The sequence below is a fragment of the Phaeobacter piscinae genome (assembly GCF_002407245.1).
Lineage (GTDB): Bacteria > Pseudomonadota > Alphaproteobacteria > Rhodobacterales > Rhodobacteraceae > Phaeobacter > Phaeobacter piscinae.
Map to the genome: position 1 here is coordinate 441,416 of NZ_CP010681.1, position 21,986 is coordinate 463,401.

Genomic DNA, 21,986 nt, shown 5'->3' on the forward strand with positions numbered 1-21,986 from the left:
GGACACGGCTGAGCCTAGCCAGCCGCAGTCCGTACGCGCAAACAGGACGCAACGGAAACTTTGGTTACTTGAACTTGTTTAGAAGCCGTTCAATAGCCGACGGCGGGGTGTCATCGGCGCTCTCAGCAGTGGATGCCTCTGAGGCAAGGGGAGGCGTCTTCTTGGTGTCGGGCTGTGCCGCTTTTTTTGAACTGGTGACAGCTTTACGCTCTTTGCCTTCTGCGCCGGAACCAGAGCTGCGCGGGGGGGCGACGCGCAGCGCCACGGCATTCATGAATTTTCCACCGTCCCCTGCGGCCAGCTGGGCGGCACCGTCGGAGATTCCGCGCATCAGGTCATCGAGCCAGGCTTCATCTGCCTTGGCAAAGTCGCGCAATACATAGCCTGCGACAGCGTCCTTGTGACCGGGGTGGCCGATGCCCAGGCGGACGCGGCTATAGTCGGCGCCAATATGAGAATGGATCGACCGCAACCCGTTGTGACCCGCATGTCCGCCGCCTTGTTTGACCCGGGCTTTGCCCGGTGCCAGGTCCAACTCGTCGTGAAGGACGGTCACATCAGCAGGGGTCAGTTTATAAAACCGCATCGCCTCGCCAACGGATTGGCCGGACAGATTCATGAAGGTCTGCGGTTTCAGCAGCAGCACTTTGGTGCGCCCAAGAACGCCTTCGCTGATCTGTGCCTGAAACTTGGATTTCCACGGCGAGAACCCATGGTCGCTGGCGATCTGATCCAGAGCCATGAAGCCAATATTGTGCCGGTTGCCTGCATATTTTGCACCGGGATTTCCAAGACCAACAAATAGTTTCATGCACACTTCAACGATGTGTTTGGGATAGGGAACTGTCTTATGGCGCTACATCGCGCGTTTCAGGGAAAAAATCCAGACCCCGCATATCATTCTGTGGTGAGCAGGTGGTCGGTGCGACAGGCCTTCACTCACGTACAGACAAAAAAAGCGAGGCCAAAACCGGCCTCGCTCTCACGTTCCAAACCTTTCGGTCGGAGCCTATTCTTCTGCGGCCGCTTCGGCTTCGTCTTCAGACTCTTCGTTGTCTGCGGACTTCAGGCCCGACGGAGCGGAGATGTTGGCCACAACGAAGTCGCGGTCGATGGTCGGCTTTGCACCTTCAGGCAGCTTGATTGCCGAGATGGTGACGGTGTCGCCAACGTTCAGACCGGCGAGGTCAACAACCAGCTTCTCAGGGATGTCACCTGCGGTCACAACCAGCTCTACCTCAGGGCGTACGGCGGTCAGAACGCCGCCACGCTTGATGCCGGGCGCTTCTTCTTCGTTGATGAACTCAACAGGAACGAAGAGGTTCACCTTCGAGGTGCGACGCAGGCGCATCAGGTCGAAGTGGGTCGGCAGGTCCTTTACAACGTCACGCTGAACGTCGCGGCAGATCACGCGCACGTCTTCCTGACCTTCCACTTTCAGGTTCCACAGAGTGGACTTGAAGCGACCGGCTTTCAGTTTTTTCAGCAGTTCGTTGAAGGGGATCTGGATGGATACGGGATCCGCATCGCCACCAAATACAACACCAGGAACCATGCCAGCACGACGTGCTGCACGAGCGGCGCCCTTGCCCGACCCCGTACGTTCTTGGCAAACAAGATCAGGAATCTGACCAGCCATGATAATTCTCCAATTTGATAATGGGGGTGCCTCCAAGGCTGTCACCCCGCGTGAAGCCGTGCGCATAGACCGGATCGGCCGATATTGCAAGTCGCAAACCGGATCAGGGCTGGCGCGGTGCCAGCTATTCCTGCCAGCGTCCGCCGAAATCTTCCGGTACCAAGAGGTTGTGGCGGCCAAGATCAGCGACGGATTTCTCGCCACACAAGGCCATGGTGGTGTCCAGCTCCTTATGCAGGACCTCCAGCGCGCGGGTAACCCCTTCCTGGCCCATCGCACCAAGCCCATAGACAAAGGCGCGTCCGATCATGGTGCCCTTGGCCCCCAGTGCCAGCGCTTTCAGCACGTCCTGACCAGAGCGAATACCGCTGTCCAGATGAACCTCAATCTGATCACCAACCGCATCCATGATTGCGGGCAGCATCTGAATTGAGCTGAGCGCGCCGTCGAGTTGGCGGCCACCATGGTTGGACACCACGATGGCATCTGCTCCGAGCTTGGCGGCCATCTTGGCATCTTCGACGTCCAGAATACCCTTCAGGATGACCTTGCCGTCCCAGAGTTCGATGAGCTTGGCGATCTTGCCCCAGTCAAGCGAGGGATCGAACTGTTCCGCAGTCCAGGCGCCGAGTGATGAGGCGTCGGAAATACCCTCCACATGACCGACGATATTGCCGAAATTGCGCCGCTTGGCGCCTAGCATTTGTAGTCCCCAGGTCCATTTGGTCATCAGATTGGCAAGGGTCTTGGGCGTGAGCTTTGGTGGGGCAGAAAGGCCGTTCTTCAGATCCTTGTGGCGTTGGCCGAGGATCTGCAAATCCAGTGTAATCACCAGAGCTGAGCATCGGGCATCCTTGGCCCGCTGGATCAGGCGGCGCACATAATCATCATCCTTCATGGTGTATAACTGGAACCAGAAAGGCTTGGTTGTGGCGTCGGCGACTTCTTCGATCGAGTTGATGGACATGGTCGACAGCGTGAAGGGCACGCCAAAGGCTTCAGCCGCGCGCGCGGCTTTGATCTCGCCATCCGCGTGCTGCATGCCCGTCAGACCAACCGGGGCGAGGGCAATAGGCATCGAAACGTCCTGCCCAATCATCTGACTGGCTGTGCTGCGCCCAGCCATATCGACGGCCACGCGCTGGCGCAGGCGGATCTTTTCAAAGTCGCTGGTGTTGTCGCGAAAGGTCTGCTCGGTCCAGCTGCCACTTTCCGCATAGTCATAGAACATCCGTGGCACGCGGCGTTCGTAGATGCGTTTCAGATCGTTGATATTGGTAATGACCGGCACGGCTTTGTCCTCACCCCTGATTTGGTAATAAATTCTTACCAATTGAGGGGCGAAAGCGCAATCCATGATCTCGACACAGCAAAAAGGCCGCACCAACCCGGCGCGGCCTCAGTAAAGGGTGTTACTGAATAATGACTTAGGCGGAATGCGCGCCATCAGCGAGGGATTTGACGAAGCTGAGGACCTCGCCCACCGGTTTGCCGGCACCGATCTGGCTGACGATGGCCGAGCCGACCACGGCGCCATCTGCAACGGATGCGATGGCTTGTGATTTTTCGGGTGTGTTGATGCCGAATCCAACGATGACGGGCAGATCTGTCTTTGATTTGATCCGGGCCACTTCAGGGCCCACATTGGTTGCTTCGGCTTCTGCGGCTCCGGTGATCCCGGTAATCGAGACGTAATACACAAATCCAGAGGTGTTTTGCAGCACGCGGGGCAGTCGTTTGTCATCTGTGGTCGGGGTCGCCAGGCGAATGAAATTCAGCCCCGCTTCCTGTGCAGGTAAACAGAGTTCGCTGTCCTCCTCGGGAGGCAGGTCCACAACGATCAGCCCATCGATGCCCGCCTCTTTGGCGTCCTTGAGGAAGGTGTCGACGCCGCGGCTGTAGATTGGGTTGTAGTAGCCCATCATGACAATGGGTGTGGTGTTGTCTACGGCGCGGAAGGCACGCGCCAACTCCAACGTGCGCTCCAATGTCATGCCAGCTTCGAGCGCGCGCTGACCGGCCAGCTGGATGGTTGGACCATCCGCCATCGGGTCAGTGAAGGGCAGGCCCAGTTCAATCACGTCCACACCCGCCGCAGGCAGGCCCTTGACCAGTTCAAGGGAGGTGTCGAAGTCAGGATCGCCCGCCATGACATAGGCAACGAAGGCCTTTTTCTCGGCGGCTTTCAATTCGGCGAATTTGGCGTCAATGCGGGTCATGATCGGGCCTTTTAGATGTGTCCGCCCCGGTGTGCCGAATGTTTCGGCGGAAATCAATCCCGTGCGCCTCATTGTCCCCACAGTGCCGCAGAAGATGCCGTTTGATGACCGGTTAGCCGTTGAATGGGACATGCCAACGCAGCAGCAGTGAATTCACCCCCGGATTGATGTCCGCTGTTGACGCGTTGGACTTATGGGTCAGAGCCAGCGACAGCGATTTGCCGTTTGCAAATTCCTTGCCGACGGCGATTGCGCTGCGAATTTCAAAGGTGGATCCCAAGTCGTTCAGCCTTACACTTTCGGTGTAGGCGCCGGGCATCACACTGGTTTCGATAAACCAGCCACGTTGCAGGTGCCATTTGCCGACTGCGCCAGCACCGATGAACAGATCGCCGGTGGTCTGCACGTCCAGCGCCGCGCCAAAGGATGCATCGAAATTGCCGCGTTGCCAGAACGCATCGTGCTGATATTCAACTGACACCAGCGCACTGTCCTCAGCGCCATCGCGGGAGAAGCTTGAATATCCTGCACCGAATATCCAGTCACCAGCCGTGGCGGGCAGGGCGTTAGCCAGCATCAGGGCGCAGGCGAAGGGGGCTGCTGTAACGAAGGTGCGTAAAGTCATATTCGTAATCTCGTGTTGGTCAGCTTGATTGAAATGATCTGCGAAATCAGGGAAATGTCCACTGTCCAATTGGCCAAATGCATCACGCCCTGTTCAAAGTAACGCGAGTGTCGCCAAATGGTTGCACCTCTTGCTGACTTTTTATGTGCTCTGCATCGGTGCCGACAATCCTAGCGGTGATCATGCAGCGCAGAGGGGCCGGTGGATTGGAGCCGAGGCGTGAGCCGGAGATGCGCGCTTGCGTCACCGCAAAATGCTGCCTAGAAGCACCTCCCAAGTGGCATCAGGAGGCCGAAATGGGCTTTAAAATGGGAATCGTGGGTCTGCCGAACGTCGGCAAGTCGACCCTGTTCAACGCATTGACGAAAACCGCATCGGCGCAGGCGGCGAACTTTCCGTTTTGCACCATCGAACCAAACGTCGGCGAAGTTGGCGTGCCGGACGCCCGGCTGGACAAGCTGGCGGCGATTGCCGGGTCCAAACAGATCATTCCGACCCGGATGACTTTTGTGGATATCGCAGGCCTCGTCAAAGGCGCCTCGCAAGGTGAAGGTCTGGGCAATCAGTTCCTGGCCAACATCCGTGAAACCGATGCTATTGCCCATGTGCTGCGGTGTTTTGAAGACGGCGACGTGACCCATGTGGATGGCCGCGTCGATCCGGTGGCCGATGCTGAGGTGATTGAGACTGAGTTGATGCTCTCCGATCTGGAAAGCATTGAGAAGCGTCGCGCCAATCTGGTGCGCAAGCTGAAGGGCAATGACAAGGAAGCGCAGCAGCAGGATCGCCTTTTGGCGGACGCGCAAGCAATGCTAGAGGAGGGGAAACCCGCCCGTCTGGTTGAGGTCGACGCCGAGGACGCCAAGGCCTGGAAAATGCTGCAGCTGCTGACCACCAAACCAGTGCTCTACGTCTGCAATGTCGGTGAAAGTGAGTCCGTCGAAGGCAATGAATATTCTGCCAAAGTGGCAGAGATCGCGGCCGCCCAGGGCAATTCCCATGTGATTATCTCCGCCCAGATTGAGGAGGAGATCAGCCAGCTGGAGCCGGAAGAAGCTGAGATGTTTCTCTCTGAAATGGGGCTGGCCGAAGCGGGTCTGGATCGCCTGATCCGTGCAGGCTACGAGCTATTGCATCTGGAAACCTACTTCACCGTCGGCCCTAAGGAGGCCCGCGCCTGGACGATCCGCACAGGTACCGCGGCACCGCAGGCGGCAGGCGTCATCCATGGCGATTTCGAGAAGGGTTTCATCCGGGCAGAAACCATCGCTTATGAGGATTTCATCGCCCACAACGGTGAGCAAGGCGCCAAGGAGGCGGGCAAAATGCGCGCCGAAGGCAAGGGCTATGTCGTGAAGGACGGCGACGTTCTGCACTTCCTGTTCAACACCTGATCACTTGCAGAATTTAGACAACGCTCAATGCCCGTCTTCTAGCGAAGGCGGGTATTTTGTTGAGAGAGTTGTCGTCTATTCCTGAAAGTGGCAGGCTTGAGTTATCGCTAACGAAAATGCTAAACCCTCACGATTAAACAGTCGGAAGGATAAAAATGACAAAGCTGATCATCGACACGGATCCCGGTATTGACGATGCCATGGCGATTTTCTACGCAGCGGCAGCGCCTGACATTGATCTACTGGGGCTCACCACGATCTTTGGCAATGTGACCACCAAAACCGCGACCCGCAACGCGCTGCGCCTGCTGGAAGCTGCTGGTCTGGACCTGCCCGTTGCGCACGGCGCAGAAACACCGCTCGTACTGCCGCCCTTCACGCCTTCGGCCCATGTGCACGGTGCCGAGGGTTTTGGTGATATCCCGGCCAAGACTCCAAAGGGGCAGGCCCTGGACGAGGACGCGGCTGATTTCCTGATCCGCATGGCGCGTGAACACAAGGGCGATCTGGTGGTTTGCCCGATTGGTCCATTGACCAACATTGCCCACGCGATCCAGCGCGACGCTGAGTTCGCAAAGAACGTGAAACGCATCGTCATCATGGGTGGCTCGCTTGAGGAGGGTGGAAATATCACTCCGCATGCAGAGGCCAATATCTATCATGATCCCCATGCGGCTGATGTTGTCTTTGGCTCCGGTGCGAAGGTTGAAATGGTGGGCCTTGATGTGACCCACCGTATCCTGTGCACCAAAGACGATTTCTCCGCTATAGCGGCGACGTCACCGGAATTGGGTGGCATGCTGCAGGAAATGTCGGTCTTCTATTTGCATTTCTACGAAACGGTTGGAAAGTTCGACGGCTGCTCCCTGCATGATCCTGCTGCGGTCATCGCCTGTACCCATCCGGAGTTGTTCACTGCACGTGCGGTGGCAATGGAAGTGTCCTGCGAGGGCGAGACATCGGGCGAAACCCGCCTCGCCTCTGACAGCGCCCGCCAGCCCATCGATGTCTACATGGGTGTTGACGCAGACGCTGTGAAATCTCTCTTCCTGAAGCGGCTTGCCATCCTGCCGTAAGCAGTGAGAGCGGGCCCCGCAGATCATTACAAACAGAGTAATATATCGCCCCGCCGCATCACATCGCGGTGGGGCGATACTGGTTTTGGATCTCCGACTGAACGCGCGGAAATTTTTTCCCAAAAAGCGCATTTCGCCCTTGTTCTCAGCTTGGTTGCGCTGATAGACGGGTCAGCGGAGACGTGGCCGAGTGGTCGAAGGCGCTCCCCTGCTAAGGGAGTAGGCCCGGAAGGGTCTCGAGGGTTCGAATCCCTTCGTCTCCGCCACCTTCATCTTTATTCCTTTGATTTCAGGGGGTTAGATTTGAAATTGGCGAACCGACCAGATGGGTTCGCCAAGTTTCCGTCATTTCTTTTTTCCGAACTTCTTCGCCATTTTCTTGATTCCACTATCTGCTAACTTAGCACGGTCTGCGTCTCGAGTGTAGCGCTCCACCTCGGCCATCGTTTTGTGTCCAGTAACTGCCATGATTTGGTGCGGTGTAGCACCTGCTTCAGCTAATCGACGAGCAATGGCTTTGCGAAGCCCATGTGAAGAACATTCGGGGAGCCCGGCCGCGTTGCACCATTTCCGCATATCTTTGCCCAGTCCTTTCTCAGAGCGTTGAAGGCCTGATTTCGTTTGGAGAAACGTGGCGTTCGCTTTTGGGATGGCATCCAATACGCGCTTCAGGGCCGGAGCAATCGGTATACTTATTTCCATCCCTTTGGATTGCGCCGTTTTCTGGCGGACATATATCAGTCGTCCCCGTCTGATGTTGGAAGGCCCCAACTTGACAGCATCAACGCGAGCGGCACCAGTGTATAGCATCAGTGTCATAGCTGTGTGGGGGACAGAGCCAGGTTGATGGTGTGTAAAGAAGGTCGCGATTTCCGTTTCAGTCCAGGTATGGAAGCCCTTTGTCTTGGCTTTGATGGGCTTGATATGGTCCACCGGATTGTCGTCTCGCCATTCCAGCTCGATAGCCTCCTGAAAAAGCACTTTCAGCCTTTGTCGCAGCTTCTTGGCCGCCCATGGTGTTTTGGCTTTTCGTTCGAGGATCTCCTTAATGTGGCGCCTGCTAACCGTGACAGCGGACAAATGCCCGTAACCCTCTCGAAATTCTTCGAGAATCCCTCTGTATGTCGCTTTTGTTGCCACGCTAAGGCCCTGAAACTCGACCGTCGCGTAGTAATGCGCAATCAGTGCTGAAATGGACCGAGGAGGTGGCGTGAAGCGTGCGCTGGATATTGGTTCCCCTGCTTCGGCGGCTTTGTAGCGCCGACGGAATTCTGAGGAGTCATACTCCCTCCCCAACTCGGTGGACTTGCCATATTTGTCTCGATGCCTCCATCGCCGTTTACCATGGCGGTCGATATACGCGGATGCACGTGGGAATTTTTTAGGAGCCTTCGCCATCAGTTCAGCTCCAGCACTTTATCCCATTCATTTGGTGTGAATGGAGTATCGGCGCCGCCGATAATGATCTTGAGCCCGGCACGAGGATCAATCTCGATCCTCTCTATATCATAACCAGCGTCTCGAGTTGCTTTCAGAGCGCGTGAAATTTCGGCTTGAGTGATGCTCGCTCTTCTATTGGCCATGCAGTCATCCTTGTCATGGCGCTATCGGGCTGCGTTCTGCGGGATCCCCGCAATAGCAACTCAATAGTGCGCAATTTTCGCCCGAACCGCCGAACGCGGTTGGGTAACAAGATGGCTGAATGCCGTAGTTGAGCCTCTGCTCGCCCTACAGGTATTCAGAGCAACAGAGGATGTCAAGGCTGTATGTGAAAAATATCATTTGTAATCAGTATATTGGCCAATTTTTGCATTTCCAAAGCCCAAAAGTAAAAAAAGTTCCTGGATAGCAAAAGTGTTTCGTTTGGACTGGCGTCGACGCTGAGAACCTCCTCCTCTTTTGGCGGAGGAAGCAGAGTGTCTTAGTTCGCCAAATGTCGGATTTTCTTTGCTTTGATTGAGTATGTGTTTTGTAGGTTCAACATGATAACTACTTGAATTCTATCACATGTTGCAGTCCCTCCGCTTCTGCCAAGAGAGCATTTTGTGTATATATTTCAAATAATTAGGAAATGATCTGTCTAACCTCGAGAAAAGTTCGCCATTTCCGCAAAGAGATTTGCGACGCTCTCAGTTTACAAAGTCGATATGTCGTTTTGAGAGACGCGAGCGGAGGCGCCGCGTAGCGGCTAACTCAAGTTCTTAAGAAGCAGAGCAATGCTCTTTCTTTCTTGGACTATGTGATCAGGTTTGCGGTCTTCAGGGGTGTCGTGATGAACCCCGCGAAAACCCCAAAGCATGATCACATCAAAACTAAGCGCCGGAAAGGAGAAGAAAGGCGCCCTTGAAGCCAGTCACGCTCGGTCGATTGGCATAGCACCGGAGGATTCCCATGTGCATTTTTCCCCTGAACCCGCTCCGCGAAATCCAAGACTTTACCTACCAGCACGATCAGGCTCTTCAGAGCGCATCCCTCGTCCTCGCTGGTCAGTTTGCGTTGAAACGCACCCAATCTCTGCTGGATGAAATTCGCAGTGCAAATGCGATGACCCGCCGTCTTCAGAGCGGCGTCGTCGAACTACACGAGCTGCTGTCGCTCTACTACGTGCACGACGAAAATCGTATCGAGGCGGCATACTTCGCGGATCTGGATCCCAGCGATCCGTATGTCGAAGAAATCTGCCTCCTGACAGAAGCTCTGACCGACCTTCTGTATCGCATCGACTGCGACCCCGGACAGCCGCTCTCTGACTATCTCCTTGCTGCCTAAAGCAGTGTTTCCGGTCGGCACTGCATACGCCGACCGCTTGAGAATTCAGCCTCCTGCTGGGTTCACCAAAACGGGCAGAAAAAGGAGACCGACTATGTCCCGCGATAAAATCGAAGAAATGGCATATCATTGCCTCGTGACTGGCCATGATTTTGCCAAGGCCATCGAGCTACTGGAGCTTCCGATCAAACCATCGTTCGACCTCTCTTACCGAAGCCTTCTGGGGAAGCTGAAGAACGGCGATATTCTGGGGAAATCAGATCTGTTCACAGTTGACCAGGTTGGCGACATACTTCGAGCTGAAATGAATGCGATGAGAACTGGCTATGGTGATCGCGCGTTCGAATGCTACACTGACGAGGACGTCATCTTCGACCGTGATCTGGAACTGATGCGGCGGGCCGTTGTCTGCATCAAATGCCTTACTTCCGCCAATCGGGCCCTGCGCGATCTTTCGAACGCTCGGCGGTGGGCAAGTTCATTGGAACAGCACAGAAGTTGAGTTTTCGAAACCTGGAACACTTCATAATATTTCTGCATTGGGCAGCATGATTACTGTGGCCCGCATTGCTGGGATCAAACAATCACGATCATTGGTTGATCCCAGCATTTCGGTTTCGTCTCAAAGCGACCGCTGAAGGGAGGCGGTCCTGCCGGCAGATTGAGGGACCAAAACTGAGCAGTTCTGGTCTCTGTGGACCGGCCATGAGACCTGCTCACTGCTGTAGGAAACTTAGTTCAATGAGCGTTGCGCACGGGTGTATTTTCTTCCAACAACAAAGTTGGAACCATCCAATTCGGGCGCGATCTTTGAGGTAGTAAAGATGATTTGATGAGGTGTTTTGGCTTTCGACGACAAACTGACGAGCTGACGCTGGAAGTTCCAAGATCTCTCCTCAACCATCCCCTTGTCTTCAACATTGTCGAACAACATCCAGCGAGGCAAGTTGAAGCCCTTGTCTATCAGAGAGGCGTTCAACATTGCCGCCGCAAAACTGTTCTTCAGAACCACCATACCGCTGGCACTACCTGCACGGTTTTTTTCGCCGTTAATTGCGATCCAATCACCTGCAAAATTGAAGCTCACATGATCAATGTCTCCGAAGTCGCTATGTTCCGCCATATCCAAGTCCAGAAGCTTCTTGGCCTCTTTGGATATCAGCGAGTATGCCTTGGTTTTGCGCAACCCCTGACTTCGCTCAATGGATTCAATTTCTTTCTTTAGGCGTGTGAGCTGATTTTTAAGATCATCCTTGGCGGTCGAGGCAGCTTTAATTTTTGCTGCTATTTCAAGGCGCTTTTGTAAGCCTTCAAGTTCGCTGTCAATAAATCCAATCTTCCGACTCAGTTCCGCGATCTCTGCCTCTCTACCACTTGAGGGACCGGAGCGAACAAACTCCATTGTGGCTGAAGCCTTCTGCAGGGATCTCTTAGCTACGCGAAGCGCAGATTTTTTTTCAGTGAATTCAGATTTCCGCGCGGCTTGCAGCGAGAGTGACTCTCGCAACTGCATCTGAAGGTCCAATTTCACGGCCAGGGTTCTTGAGTCATCGTCCTCTTTTGATCGCGGCGTATTGCACAGCTGGCAATGGCCTATCGGCTTTTCGGTTACCGGTGAGAAGCATGAAGGGCAGAGTTCGAAATCCAAATGACCCAGAGCTAAGAAGGTTTCTGACGCAGCTTCAAAGTCGCGCAGAGATTGTCTCAGGTGGTCAACAAATTGGTCCGCATCTGAAATCTCATATGAAAGCGTCTCAATCTGCTCCTCAAGGTTGCTGACCGTCTTGCGTGCCGCGTTGTAGGATCTCGCTGCGTCCTTCCTGTTTCTCTCAACCTCTGGCAGTCGGCCCTCACTCGCCGTCGTAGCCATCAAGCTTTCGATTACACCGAGAAGAGTTTTCCGCTCTTTCTTTGTTTTCTCCATAGCAAGTTCAATATGCTCAGTGAGAACCTGTTCTCCGTATCCCGATGCAACCGCTACCAAGCTTTTGTATTGTGCGTTCGCGTCGTCATACCTTTTCGATACCTCGCGTAGTTTGAGCTGCTTTTCAAAGAGGTCATATCCGCCGACACCTGATAACAGGTCGCCAACAGCTTGGCGAGTTTGCCAAGTGTCAAAGCTTTCGACCCGAAAAATCCTCTGAACTGGTGTTAGCTGGTCAACATACAGCAAGCGCAAGATTTGATGCATAGTGATGTTGCTTGAGCCGTCGCTGATGGCTTCTGGCAAGCCCATGGCTCTGAACAATATTTGACTAAAACTATACCCTTGTTCCGTGCGTTTGTATGGCTGTGTCTGCCAGCTGTCCTCACCACTTTGAAGCGCGTCCGTCATGCTCCCAAAAAAGATATCCATGGGACGGCCACTTTTTTCAGATCTATCACGGCGAAGCGTCATCTTCCCTGCGGGAGTGGTTATCTCGAGAATAGTCTTTTCTGCACGAGATGCAGACGGCTTCCATTCTCGAAGATCTCCTCCAAGTCCAAAAAAAATAAAGTCGGCAATAGTCGATTTGCCGCCCCCATTCGAGCCATGGATGATGTTCACACCTTCATGGAACTTCTCATCAAACAAAACCGAGCTTCCTCGTGTTACGAGCAAACGATCAATGCGAAGTCTTGCGTTCATTGAACTGGCCCCCTTGCTGGAATTCCGGCCCGTTTGATTAACCCGGACTTACCACTGAAAGGGATTTTGGCGATGTCTTGGGTCAAGAAATTCAATAGTTTCTTCTCTTCATGGCTTTGTTCACCAGCTCTACGAACGAGAGTAGGAGGCACCAAGTCAACATCGAGTAACGCGTTTTGACTCTCCAAAGCGTCACGTTTGAGCAGCCCTCTTCCCGCGAGTTGCTTTAGGGCGGTTGACTGGAAAACCTGGAGGTCTTGCCAAACTGAAGCAGTGCCTGGAAGGCGCACAAAGTTTTTTTCGGGTCTTGTGATCTTCAGATCGCGAAACTTGGCTTTTTCTTCAGTTGGTAACGAGAGCCTGTGGAGGAGCGGTGGGTATAGAAAATACATATCGAGAATGCGCAGTTTCCCAATTGGCAGGCTTTGCCGACACGCGAGCAGTAGAGAAATCACTCGAAATGCACAGTGATATGGGTCACGCGAGGAGTGCCAAATTCTAAATTCAGTCATTGTCCCAAGCCAAATGACAATTGCCAGCAAGGTAATAGAGAACTTCGTCTACATGCTTAGCGGTGATTTCGTGATCCTTGGTAGAATGAAGCTCAACGCATGGATTGATCACTTTTTTCTGGATTTCCTCATCTATGTCTTCTGCATTACCAGATTCCGCGATGACCCTTGAAACATGCCGCTTGTATCGAGAATCCACGTCAGACATCAGCTTCGTGTATCTGGTTATTGCTGATGGTTGAGCAATTCGGCTTCTCAATTCCATCGCAAACCTTTCTTTTTTCCCTCGTGCATCGCGCGATAGATAGGCTCGATTGGCATCCTTGAGTTTGGTTTCTAAGTCTCTTCTGTCATCCGTGGCCGCCGTGGTAAAATACTCATAATCGCTCATGATTACCGATGGCTGTTCTGCATTCTCGGTTTCACCATTTTGACTGGATGAGGCAGGGATGCAGGGGTTAGGTTGTCCTCCATCGTTAATAGGAGGGCCGACTTTCCCAAGGATCTTTCTGATGGTTGCACAAACAGATTTGTAGACTTTCGCTTCCCGGTCCTTGGGCTTGCAAATTTTTGCATGGTCGGCTTCTACGGCAACGGGTTCGCTCGCAAGCACGCCAGGGTTACCCGTGACTTTATCGACCACCATCACGCCCCAAGTTTTCTTCGTTTCGTAGTAGGATTTCACAACGATATCGCTTCGGGACATGGCGCCCTTGAAGTGGCTGTTTAAGTCTATCAGGGCATCGTCAGAGTATCGAAGCTGTTTTGCCTGTGTGCTTGTGAAGTTTTTGAGGATCGCATCTATGGATGAAGACAGTTGCGATCCCTGATGAGGAGTGCCCAAAAATACAAAACCTCGAATAGAGCTGGCGAGTTCATTAAAGTCCGTGTCCAGAGAATCCTCGCATTTCCGGAGCAACTGTTTGGCGATCAACCCGCCCAGGCTGTGACATATGAGTAGCAAATTTGGCGCCGGATGCTCCCTGCTGATCAACTCGTCTGCCATCATTGTCGCGATGTCCTGTAGCGACGCTCCGCCACCCGAAAGAAATCCCGCAAATTTTGTAGAGTCGTATCCGGCAACGTATACTCGGCACTCAGGAAAGTCGGAGGCAATCCACTTCGGCCAGAAGGTTTTGGGGTCTCGTTGCCAAGTTTTCTCAATGTCACCACCAAGACCGTGGATATATACAACGTCCAAAATTGGGGCTTGTTCGGTCTCAGCTGAGCATTCGGGAAAAACTTGTTTCAATTCATTGCTCTGTGTTGATTGAATTCTTGGATCAGAGGATAGTCAGAAGCTCCCTCTGCGCAACCAGTAATTGTTTCGCGAAGAGAAAATAGTCAAGTTTTTCGGCTCGCCTTGTCCTGGGTGACCTTTGAAATCCACCACCGCAAGATATGCAGATTAGGATACCGCTATTGTCTCACCGCCTGGAAAGTTCCGATCATCGTTTTTTTAGCAAATTATGTGGCTGGGTAGGGCAGTTGCTTGCCAGCCGACGTCATTGCAGAACTCCCTCTTGAAGCCTGACTACCCCTATTCCTTCTACACTTAGGCGACGCGGATACCCTTCGCTGCGGCGATCATGAACGTCCCGAATGCGCTGCCTGTGGACCTTTGTCGAAGGTCGTGCCAATGGCGGCTGGGGCGTGCTCTTTCAGCCTGTCATGCGCTTTTCTTTAGCTTGGCTTTTCCAGCACAGTCAGGGAAGCGGACACAGCCGAGAAATGCTCCAAAGCGGCCGCGCCGTTCGACAAGCCATCCTGCTTCACAACTGGGGCAAGCCTGCTGGGTCTCCCCGCAATCAGTGCAAACAAGTTCTCCCTTGGTCTGGGAATGGATCGGAAGGCCGACACCGCAGGCCGGACAAGCCGACATGCTGCTGCCGCACAGCTTCACGTGCTCGCAGCGATACCAATCGCGACCGTCCTTTCCGGCCATATGTAGCAGACGCCCACCGCAAGCCGGACAGGTGTGGGTATGCTTTTGAGCATCCAAAGGCACCACTACGCCGAACTCAGGTTCACTCATCAGCTCTTCGACGAAGACGGAGGGGCGGGCCTCGGAAGCGAGTATGGTCACAGTCCGACGGGCCCGGGTCACGGCGACATACATGACTCGCCGCTCTTCGGCATTTTGGTATGGCTCGGCCTCGGGCGATACCAGGCCGAGCAGAGGGTCGTCGACGATCATGGACGGAAAGCCCATCCTTGCGTTGTCGGCTCCGAGGATGATGACGTGATCGGCCTCCAGGCCTTTCGATGCATGGATGGTCTTGAAGTTGATCGTCGCCCCGGGGTTCTGACGCTGGAGACGCTCTATATCGGGCCTCAGGAAACGATACCGCCCGAGGATAAGGATGGACGGCTTCCGGCCTTCTTTACCTTCAGTGGCGGCAAGAGCGGCCACTGCGTCGCTCAAGGTCTTCTCCCCGTTGTCGCGGCGCGTCCAAGCGATCCTGATCGAAGGTTCGTCAGTTTTGCCTGCCGGTATCACCGTTTTGGTGATCTGAGCGGGGTTACGAAGAACGAAGCGACGGGCGGCCAGAGCGATCTTGTCCACCGACCGAAAGGTTCGACCGAGATCGACGGTGCGATGGACTCCAGTAGCCCCTGAATAGGTGCCACCGAATTCCGCTCCAAAGTTGCGCATGATGTGGATATCCGACCCGGCAAAGCGGTAGATCGACTGCCAATCGTCGCCGACGGCAAACACCTTGGCATCGGAGTGCTGGCGTTTTAGTGCCTGAATCAGCCTCGCACGACCTGTCGAGATGTCCTGAAACTCGTCGACGAGGATGTGGCGGAACGGGCTCTGGTAGCGCCCGCTCTCGACGAACTCCGTGGCGCGGTTCACCATGTCCTCGAAGTCGATGCGGTCGCCAAGGCGGGACTGATACTCGCGAAAGACCGCGCCGAAAATCTTGAGGAAGGCCTCCGCCCGCTTGCCCAACTTCAGTGTTTGCGCCTTGTCGGAGCAATCCTCGACCCGATAGCCACCGTTCTTAAAGTGTCGCAGGAAGGTGCCCATCAGCGAAGTGAAGCTGTCCACCACCCCGACCTCGGCCACACGATCGTAGATCTCAATGTCTGGGATCGGCCGCAGCGTGACATGTGGTTCGAGCTTTTCGGCAAGTGCCTCAAGCAGCCTGTCATCTTCACGCTCCCAACTGTAGGTTTCCACCAGAACCGTCTCGTGCTCGGCATGGACCTGCCGTTTCCAGTCCATGCTTTCGAGGTATTCATCGCGATCGACGTAAGGCGCCGTAGACAATTCCTCCACGCCGTCCCTGCCGCGTTTCTTACGCACGCCGAAATGCTCGATGTAGACGCTGCTCTCTGTTAGCCGGAAGTCGGGCAAGTAGGTGCGGCGCCCAGTCTTCTGGAGTTTGTGCTCGTAGCTCGGCTCATATTCGTAGGCGATGCCGTTCCGGAACAGCCAGTTGGCGATCAGCAGCTCTTCAAAGCTATTCACCATCTCACCTTGCAGCGTCCGCAGGTTGCGACTTTCGATTTGCGCATACCATTCGTGCTTCGTCTTGAAATCCCACTCTGTTGGGAAGTCGTCGAAGAAACCGGCGAACCAGCCGATCACTGTCTGCGCGATATCGCTGGCGGTCGCCACGACGTGCCGGAGGATCTCCTTCATGAGCGACAGAAACGCCTTGTCGTCTGTCGCCGTCGGCGCCAACGGTGGCTTCTCGCCTTCTACCTCACCGATGATCTCATAGGCCAACGCATGGAAGGTTCGTGCTGCCACGGGGACTCCGCACCTGGCTTCGATGCGCTCCGACATCTCGGTCGCCGCGTCTTTCGCGAAGGCAAGCAGCAGGAGCTCACTTGGCTTTCGTATCTCCGCCTTCACGAGGTAAGCAGCCTTAGCGGTGATCACGCTGGTCTTACCCGATCCGGCGCCAGCCAGAACGAGAGTCGCGTCTTCGTCGACAACGACGGAGAGCCGCTGTTCCGGCGTCAGCGGCATGGACTCGACTGTGTCGAAGAAATCCTTCCAAAGAAGCAGTTGAGACTCCACGAACGCCTCGATTGACGCGTCCCGGACAGCATTCGGATCGGATGCAAACGCCGTGATTGGGGCAATTCGGGACATCACTTTTTTGCCGACGGCATCCGCATTCAGCTTAGACAACACGCGGCTGTTTAGGTCGGCAGCATCGCGAGCCAACGGCGCTACGTGGCACGCAGCTGGGTAAGCATCCGACACCTTGAGTGCATCGAGCGCTTGAAGGATGCGACGGACTGCGACGTCCTCCTTTTCCAGTTCCTCCCGATTGAAATCAGTCCAGGCGGTTGCAGCCGCATCTGCGAATTTCTTGGCCGCAGTCGTATCCACCGCTGGCAAGGTCAGGTTTCGACCGCCCCCGAGATCGAGCGAGAGCGATGACGAGAGAAGGCCCTTCTTCACCGACGGGCATGTCGATATATCTTCAAGCCCTATCCAGGGCGAACCAGCCCCGCGTGCCGCGATACCCTTTTCTTGCAAAGTCAGGGATCTTGGGTGCCGGCCCAGAGGGTCAACCAGGAACCCCAGGAAGGATTTTGAGACGAGGTTCATGTGCACCGAATTGTCAGTTTTTTCTAAGGTGTAGCAGATATTGGGCAGCTGGGAACCTTGTGGGACGCATTTCTGGCGCGAATGGACGGCTACTTTGTTCATTCATGCCTGACAATACTCTTGAACCGAGCGAGCGGCTGGTTGGGGAACGATCTTTCGCTGCAGGTGCTTTGACTTCGTGCAGGACCAGCGAAAGCGGCCGTTCAGTTCGGGATTGTCCAATTCGTCAATGCTGCGTTGCCCACCAACGCCTACAATACGCAGGTAGTGACATTTGCAATGTTTAGAGATCTTTCTCGATAACGACGCATAATTATCGCGATTCTCGCCATAGCCTGTGCTCGTCACGTATGCGCGCTTCTATCCCTTGCAAAATCTCTTCGTATTCAAAATCAGCTGGGCTTTTGGCTGCAAGTTCTGAAGCTAAAGCAAGCGTTTCCCAGGCGAGGTAATCATGGAAAGGATTGAGTCCCATTACATTTCCCAAAGTCCCATCGCTTGCGCTTGGCGCCGCGATCAGCTTTGCACCGAGGCCAATGGCATCATCCATACTCCAATCTGATACAAAAAGAAGTAATGCGCAAAGCGCCAGCAAGGGAACCGGCGCTCCCTGAAACCGATAGTATTCAGGTGGCGTCTTTTTCTTTTTGGGAAAGTCGGAGTTTTTGGCGAAAAAACAAGCAAATTCTACATTTTTTTCGTAGAATGGTTTCAGCACTGATCTATCGAAGATCTCCTGATCAAAGTGCTCTTCCGACAGTGTTTTTGCCCGACTAAAGGCGCGCGGAAAATGAGACGTTCTCCTCTTTTCAAAAAGCCACTCCAAGAGGACAAAATGATCTTCTGTGAACTGTAGCTTCGCGGCCTCTTGCCAGTCAAAATTGGGCATTTCGGCATGGCTGGGATGGAATGGCCAACGGCGATGGTATGGGTGGCTGGATAGTTTTTCCATCCATTCGATAGCCTCAACCGTTGCTGACACGCGAACACGTGTCTCGGATTTCAAGTCAAAGAACCATTGGCGCATGCCTCGGATCGCCTCCTGATCAAAGATCCCGTTCTCTATTCCTTTGCAGACAAGGCCTCGAACAAAACGGGTTTCAGCGCTGCGATCCGTCGCAAAGTTGATCAGGGGGTCTTTCGATTCCTTGGACGCTTCAGCGTTAAACTCACATAATTCGTGGTGGGCATCCTGCCCATTTGGCCCCGTGAACCTGAAATGAGGTTGGCGAATTTTTGTCGATGTTCCCTGCGCCTCAGACTGTTTTACAATCTGTGCGCCACAGGCACCGCAGGAAGCGCAAGCCACATCAACCCGGATCTGCTGTCGTTGCTCAGGTGTGAGGGCATCAATCGAAGCGGCACCCATCAACTCCAAGAGCTGCTCCGGGTCGAGTTCTCTGGCAAAACGTGATGAAAAAGCGGTCTTTGGCAGTTGAAATAACGCCCCTCAAAATTCGACTTAAACGACCTTTAACAGTGGTCTGTAATAAAACGCCTCTGAAATAAGGTTCCAAGGCCTGCTTTTCCCGATACAGAAAACTCCTGTGAGCAGGCCGCTTTGGGTTGACTTGGTATCCGCTAAGGCTGCGGCACTTTGCTACAATGCCCCAACAGAGAAGGCTGCTTCAAGCCGATCATGACAATTTAGATATCAACATCAGTATGCTCCTTGATTTTCTTCTTTATGAAGCCTTTGGCCAGGGCCTTAAGTAGGTCGAAGGTGAAGCTCCCGGCTGCTGCGGCTCCTTTTTTGGTCTCTGCCCATATTTGGTCGTCGCGAACACTATCGAGGAAGTCGCACCCTTCCCAGGTCAGTGATCGGAATTTCTGCCAGTGCGGATTGCCGCTGACCGACTTGTAGAGCCCAGCATCAAGGAGAAGTTCGAGGTGTGCCGAGATCTCGCTGCAATCCACCCCTTCAATATGCAGCGTCCCTTTACCCCTTAGATCATGGTGTCCGTTGGGCAAGTATTCAAGTTTTTCTAACTCCAAAAGAACGTTGCGAATGACGTCCATATCTCTTTTCATATCGGATCAATCCTCGATTTGCTTCATTTCTGCCATCAAGAACGGCCTTACAGTCCAATATCAGCTATATGAAAGCCGCGCAGCGGTGGACTTCATGATGGTCGGCAGTTCTGGGTTGGCAGTAGTGTTCAGAAGGCTAAAGCCGCTGACACTCGTCAGGCCTTTGGAATTCACTCGTTCACTTTGTGAACCCGAGATTTAACTCTCAGAAGTTTTGCTCTGACGGCGAGTTCTGCGGGCAGTTTTCGTTCGGACAAGAGGATCGCGCGCACGTCTACCTCAACCGGCAAGCGCGTCGCCCGGACTACCTCCCGATACTTTACGCATTGATAGATCCCGCGACGGAGGTCGTCGTCGCTCGACAGGCAAGACTTTACTTCGACAACCGCGAACTCCTCTCCCCTCGTGAAAAGGACGTCGACCCGGTCGCCGGACAGCAGGTCGTTCTCTACCTTTCCCTTGAACCCTTGCGGAAGACCGATCGCACTTGGATTATTGCACGCCCATTCCTTCAGCCGTTGGTGCTGTTCGCTTTCTCCCTTGCCTCGCGGAAACATAGTCTCGGGCGGCTTGCCGTCCTGCTCCCTGAATTTTTTTTGCTCCAAATTGACTGGCCGACCGCCGAACGCCTTTTGGAAAACCCGATCCCAGTCTTTGTAATTCCTGACCGCCTCGCGGATGTCCCTCACGACCTGAAGCTTTTGGTCTTGATCCAGGCCTTCCCATTTACTGCCTCGTTTCGAGCGCCAAAGATGATCATGATACCAAGCAAAGCCGGTCCCAGGGATCCCTGACGAGCGGGTTACCAATGCGTTGATTGGAGGGGCGTCTTTCGCAACGGACATAATTTCGTTCATCATTTTGCCCGCAACGCCCCCTATGTGAAGACTAAAGATTTTCGACGTCTTCAACTCGCGTTCCAACATCTCGGCGGTTTCACCGTATGTGACGAACGGCTCATCCATGGTTTCCAGCTTATTGAGGATGAGGGCGAGCAGGTATGGCGCTCCCTTCCAATCAAGCCACTTCCGCTCGTATGCCATTCTGCCCCTTTTCAATTGTTTACGCGGATTAACTCACATCGAAGAAAAGAAGGAAAGGTGTCGCATAAATGCGGCGGGATCCATGATTTTGCTACAGAGGCACCCGCCTGGCGGCTTTGAGGAACCCCCATGTGCAGCTTAGATTGCGAGAGACAGGCAGCTACCGAAGGAGAGCGATACCACTGTCGGCGAGATCTTCTTGATTGGCGGCTTGGGTGTATAGCTGCACCATTGACAGGTCGAGATGCCCGGTAATCGCCATGATTTCGTGCGCTGTGCATCCAGCTTCAGCGAGTCGCCGCGCGATTGCCTTTCTAAGGCCATGGCTTGAGCAATTTGGCAGCTCGGCTTCATCGCACCAGGTGCGCATGTAGTTCCCCAAACCTCCTGGCGAACGTTGCTTTGCATTGGAAAGCTCTAAGAAAGTACTTTTTACACTTTGGAAGCGATTTTAGGAGTGTTTCCAGGTGTGGGTGAAGCGGAATGTCAATCAGAACTCCATTGCTATTCTCGGTTTTCTGACGTCGATACCGAAGACGTCCTTCCACAACGTTCTGGGGTCCCAATTTAACGACGTCGACCCGGGCTGCTCCCGTATAGAGCATGAGGTTCATCGCAGTGTTGGCCAGTGTTCCAGCCGGGTGTCGCGCCTCAAACCTGGCAATTTCAGCTTCGCTCCACGTGTGGATGTTCTCCTTTTTTTCCGCAAAAGGCTTAGTCTTGTCTGCAGGGTTATCATTTCTCCATTCATAGTCCATTGCGAGTTCAAACAAACACTGCAGCAGTAGAAGCAATTGATTGGCGATACTCGGGGTATTGTGAAGGTCATTTAGAATCTTGCGAACGTGCCGTAACTTGATCGTAGCTGCAGACTTCTCACCATATTCGGCAAGAAAGCTCTCGAGTGTGCGCCGGTATTTTTTCCGGGTCGAAGCCGCCAGTTTTTCATAAGCAGATGATTGATAATACTTCTCAGACAGCGAATAGAAGCTGTGCTTCAGAACGCGGCGCTCTGATTTCGGCCTCTCGACATCGGAAACAGCGTCCTCATAACGTCGAAGAAATTCCTTGGACGCATAGTTGGTCCCGAGCTCTATTGAGAGACCTTTTTTCCGATATCTCCAACGACGTTTTCCATGGCGATCGAGATATGAGCTTGCGCCTGGAAACTGCTTTTTCACCTTCCTGCTCATAGGAAAAATTCCTCTTGAGCATTCAGTGCGATTCCAGTCTCTTTGTCGGAAATATTCCGAGGTGCAAGGTTCACCAACTCGGAAATTTCTTTTGGCGCGCTATGGTGCAGTTCTTGACCGGTTCGCCGGTCTAAGTGTTTGAACTTGTTGGAACGTGTTTGTCCCTTCGTCTCCGCCATACATACATCTGAATGCTATTGCGAATAGGCGCTAGCCGCACCTCGAGGCAGGCGCGCTTGGGCTGTTGCTGACGCGTTTGTTGAGCGCTATCCGTAACCTT

General features: G+C 53.9%; 20 protein-coding genes and 1 tRNA gene. 5 read left to right on the top strand and 16 right to left on the bottom strand.

Features of this window, described 5'->3' with window-relative positions; genetic code table 11:
- Nucleotides 1–64: 64 nt before the first annotated feature.
- From pth to phaeop14_RS02060, 5 genes are all read right to left on the bottom strand, one after another.
- Nucleotides 65–811 (bottom strand): aminoacyl-tRNA hydrolase, encoded by a 747-nt coding sequence (pth, locus tag phaeop14_RS02040; RefSeq protein ID WP_096788607.1) that lies wholly within the window; start codon nt 809–811, stop codon nt 65–67.
- Nucleotides 812–1,009: 198 nt separating this feature from the next.
- On the bottom strand, nt 1,010–1,639 hold the full coding sequence (locus phaeop14_RS02045; protein WP_040170986.1) for a 50S ribosomal protein L25/general stress protein Ctc: 630 nt from the start codon (nt 1,637–1,639) through the stop codon (nt 1,010–1,012).
- A gap of 124 nt (nt 1,640–1,763) precedes the next feature.
- Nucleotides 1,764–2,930 (bottom strand): alpha-hydroxy acid oxidase, encoded by a 1,167-nt coding sequence (locus tag phaeop14_RS02050; RefSeq protein WP_040170984.1) that lies wholly within the window; start codon nt 2,928–2,930, stop codon nt 1,764–1,766.
- 136 nt (nt 2,931–3,066) lie between these two features.
- Complete coding sequence (gene trpA / locus phaeop14_RS02055; RefSeq protein ID WP_096790199.1) at nt 3,067–3,858, bottom strand: tryptophan synthase subunit alpha; 792 nt, start codon at nt 3,856–3,858, stop codon at nt 3,067–3,069.
- Nucleotides 3,859–3,970: 112 nt separating this feature from the next.
- Nucleotides 3,971–4,483, bottom strand: coding sequence for an acyloxyacyl hydrolase (locus phaeop14_RS02060; RefSeq protein WP_096790200.1), 513 nt, complete (start codon nt 4,481–4,483; stop codon nt 3,971–3,973).
- Between the two features lie 296 nt (nt 4,484–4,779).
- Here phaeop14_RS02060 and ychF point away from each other — a divergent pair, with 296 nt between their 5' ends.
- From ychF to phaeop14_RS02075, 3 genes are all read left to right on the top strand, one after another.
- Nucleotides 4,780–5,877, top strand: coding sequence for a redox-regulated ATPase YchF (gene ychF, locus phaeop14_RS02065; protein WP_096788608.1), 1,098 nt, complete (start codon nt 4,780–4,782; stop codon nt 5,875–5,877).
- Between the two features lie 155 nt (nt 5,878–6,032).
- Nucleotides 6,033–6,953, top strand: a complete 921-nt coding sequence (locus phaeop14_RS02070; RefSeq protein WP_096788609.1) for a nucleoside hydrolase — start codon at nt 6,033–6,035, stop codon at nt 6,951–6,953.
- Nucleotides 6,954–7,129: 176 nt separating this feature from the next.
- A tRNA-Ser gene (locus tag phaeop14_RS02075) sits at nt 7,130–7,219 on the top strand.
- Nucleotides 7,220–7,298: 79 nt separating this feature from the next.
- On the opposite strand, the gene phaeop14_RS02080 is transcribed toward phaeop14_RS02075, so the two are convergent.
- The gene (locus phaeop14_RS02080) at nt 7,299–8,351 is read right to left on the bottom strand and encodes a tyrosine-type recombinase/integrase (RefSeq protein WP_096788610.1); all 1,053 of its coding nucleotides are present in this window, start codon (nt 8,349–8,351) and stop codon (nt 7,299–7,301) included.
- Nucleotides 8,351–8,536 (bottom strand): hypothetical protein, encoded by a 186-nt coding sequence (locus phaeop14_RS02085; RefSeq protein WP_096788611.1) that lies wholly within the window; start codon nt 8,534–8,536, stop codon nt 8,351–8,353. The genes phaeop14_RS02080 and phaeop14_RS02085 overlap by 1 nt, the downstream gene beginning before the upstream one ends.
- Before the next feature lie 808 nt (nt 8,537–9,344).
- On the opposite strand from phaeop14_RS02085, the gene phaeop14_RS02090 reads away from it, so the two are divergent.
- Nucleotides 9,345–9,722 (top strand): hypothetical protein, encoded by a 378-nt coding sequence (locus tag phaeop14_RS02090; RefSeq protein ID WP_096788612.1) that lies wholly within the window; start codon nt 9,345–9,347, stop codon nt 9,720–9,722.
- Nucleotides 9,723–9,816: 94 nt separating this feature from the next.
- Nucleotides 9,817–10,224 (top strand): hypothetical protein, encoded by a 408-nt coding sequence (locus phaeop14_RS02095; RefSeq protein WP_096788613.1) that lies wholly within the window; start codon nt 9,817–9,819, stop codon nt 10,222–10,224.
- A 231-nt stretch (nt 10,225–10,455) separates the two neighbouring features.
- Here phaeop14_RS02095 and phaeop14_RS02100 read toward each other — a convergent pair whose 3' ends face one another.
- From phaeop14_RS02100 to phaeop14_RS02140, 9 genes are all read right to left on the bottom strand, one after another.
- Entirely contained in the window at nt 10,456–12,351 is a 1,896-nt protein-coding gene (locus phaeop14_RS02100; RefSeq protein ID WP_096788614.1) for an AAA family ATPase, read from the bottom strand.
- Nucleotides 12,348–12,863 carry an ABC-three component system middle component 5 gene (locus tag phaeop14_RS02105; protein ID WP_145957387.1) on the bottom strand — a complete coding sequence of 172 codons (516 nt, stop codon included), beginning with the start codon at nt 12,861–12,863 and terminating at the stop codon, nt 12,348–12,350. Before phaeop14_RS02105 ends, phaeop14_RS02100 begins: the two co-directional genes overlap by 4 nt.
- Nucleotides 12,856–14,115 carry an ABC-three component system protein gene (locus tag phaeop14_RS02110; RefSeq protein ID WP_158524504.1) on the bottom strand — a complete coding sequence of 420 codons (1,260 nt, stop codon included), beginning with the start codon at nt 14,113–14,115 and terminating at the stop codon, nt 12,856–12,858. The genes phaeop14_RS02105 and phaeop14_RS02110 overlap by 8 nt, the downstream gene beginning before the upstream one ends.
- 417 nt (nt 14,116–14,532) lie before the next feature.
- Nucleotides 14,533–17,541 carry a UvrD-helicase domain-containing protein gene (locus phaeop14_RS02115; protein ID WP_244905797.1) on the bottom strand — a complete coding sequence of 1,003 codons (3,009 nt, stop codon included), beginning with the start codon at nt 17,539–17,541 and terminating at the stop codon, nt 14,533–14,535.
- A gap of 211 nt (nt 17,542–17,752) precedes the next feature.
- Complete coding sequence (locus tag phaeop14_RS02120) at nt 17,753–18,817, bottom strand: hypothetical protein (protein WP_202820831.1); 1,065 nt, start codon at nt 18,815–18,817, stop codon at nt 17,753–17,755.
- 269 nt (nt 18,818–19,086) lie between these two features.
- Nucleotides 19,087–19,470: a DUF2513 domain-containing protein gene (locus phaeop14_RS02125; protein WP_096788618.1), complete on the bottom strand. Its 384-nt coding sequence runs from the start codon at nt 19,468–19,470 to the stop codon at nt 19,087–19,089.
- A gap of 170 nt (nt 19,471–19,640) precedes the next feature.
- Complete coding sequence (locus phaeop14_RS02130; protein ID WP_096788619.1) at nt 19,641–20,513, bottom strand: hypothetical protein; 873 nt, start codon at nt 20,511–20,513, stop codon at nt 19,641–19,643.
- 160 nt (nt 20,514–20,673) lie between these two features.
- The gene (locus tag phaeop14_RS20045) at nt 20,674–20,883 is read right to left on the bottom strand and encodes a tyrosine-type recombinase/integrase (RefSeq protein WP_096788620.1); all 210 of its coding nucleotides are present in this window, start codon (nt 20,881–20,883) and stop codon (nt 20,674–20,676) included.
- Complete coding sequence (locus phaeop14_RS02140; RefSeq protein WP_096788621.1) at nt 20,864–21,706, bottom strand: site-specific integrase; 843 nt, start codon at nt 21,704–21,706, stop codon at nt 20,864–20,866. Before phaeop14_RS02140 ends, phaeop14_RS20045 begins: the two co-directional genes overlap by 20 nt.
- Nucleotides 21,707–21,986: the final 280 nt, after the last annotated feature.

Bases quoted from the DNA above. Each gene is read 5' to 3' on its own strand.
- pth (WP_096788607.1), bottom strand. From the start codon at position 811: ATGAAACTATTTGTTGGTCTTGGAAATCCCGGTGCAAAATATGCAGGC.
- phaeop14_RS02045 (WP_040170986.1), bottom strand. From the start codon at position 1,639: ATGGCTGGTCAGATTCCTGATCTTGTTTGCCAAGAACGTACGGGGTCG.
- trpA (WP_096790199.1), bottom strand. From the start codon at position 3,858: ATGACCCGCATTGACGCCAAATTCGCCGAATTGAAAGCCGCCGAGAAA.
- phaeop14_RS02060 (WP_096790200.1), bottom strand. From the start codon at position 4,483: ATGACTTTACGCACCTTCGTTACAGCAGCCCCCTTCGCCTGCGCCCTG.
- ychF (WP_096788608.1), top strand. From the start codon at position 4,780: ATGGGCTTTAAAATGGGAATCGTGGGTCTGCCGAACGTCGGCAAGTCG.
- phaeop14_RS02070 (WP_096788609.1), top strand. From the start codon at position 6,033: ATGACAAAGCTGATCATCGACACGGATCCCGGTATTGACGATGCCATG.
- phaeop14_RS02080 (WP_096788610.1), bottom strand. From the start codon at position 8,351: ATGGCGAAGGCTCCTAAAAAATTCCCACGTGCATCCGCGTATATCGAC.
- phaeop14_RS02085 (WP_096788611.1), bottom strand. From the start codon at position 8,536: ATGGCCAATAGAAGAGCGAGCATCACTCAAGCCGAAATTTCACGCGCT.
- phaeop14_RS02090 (WP_096788612.1), top strand. From the start codon at position 9,345: ATGTGCATTTTTCCCCTGAACCCGCTCCGCGAAATCCAAGACTTTACC.
- phaeop14_RS02095 (WP_096788613.1), top strand. From the start codon at position 9,817: ATGTCCCGCGATAAAATCGAAGAAATGGCATATCATTGCCTCGTGACT.
- phaeop14_RS02100 (WP_096788614.1), bottom strand. From the start codon at position 12,351: ATGAACGCAAGACTTCGCATTGATCGTTTGCTCGTAACACGAGGAAGC.
- phaeop14_RS02105 (WP_145957387.1), bottom strand. From the start codon at position 12,863: ATGACTGAATTTAGAATTTGGCACTCCTCGCGTGACCCATATCACTGT.
- phaeop14_RS02115 (WP_244905797.1), bottom strand. From the start codon at position 17,541: ATGAACAAAGTAGCCGTCCATTCGCGCCAGAAATGCGTCCCACAAGGT.
- phaeop14_RS02125 (WP_096788618.1), bottom strand. From the start codon at position 19,470: ATGAAAAGAGATATGGACGTCATTCGCAACGTTCTTTTGGAGTTAGAA.
- phaeop14_RS02130 (WP_096788619.1), bottom strand. From the start codon at position 20,513: ATGGCATACGAGCGGAAGTGGCTTGATTGGAAGGGAGCGCCATACCTG.
- phaeop14_RS20045 (WP_096788620.1), bottom strand. From the start codon at position 20,883: ATGCGCACCTGGTGCGATGAAGCCGAGCTGCCAAATTGCTCAAGCCAT.
- phaeop14_RS02140 (WP_096788621.1), bottom strand. From the start codon at position 21,706: ATGAGCAGGAAGGTGAAAAAGCAGTTTCCAGGCGCAAGCTCATATCTC.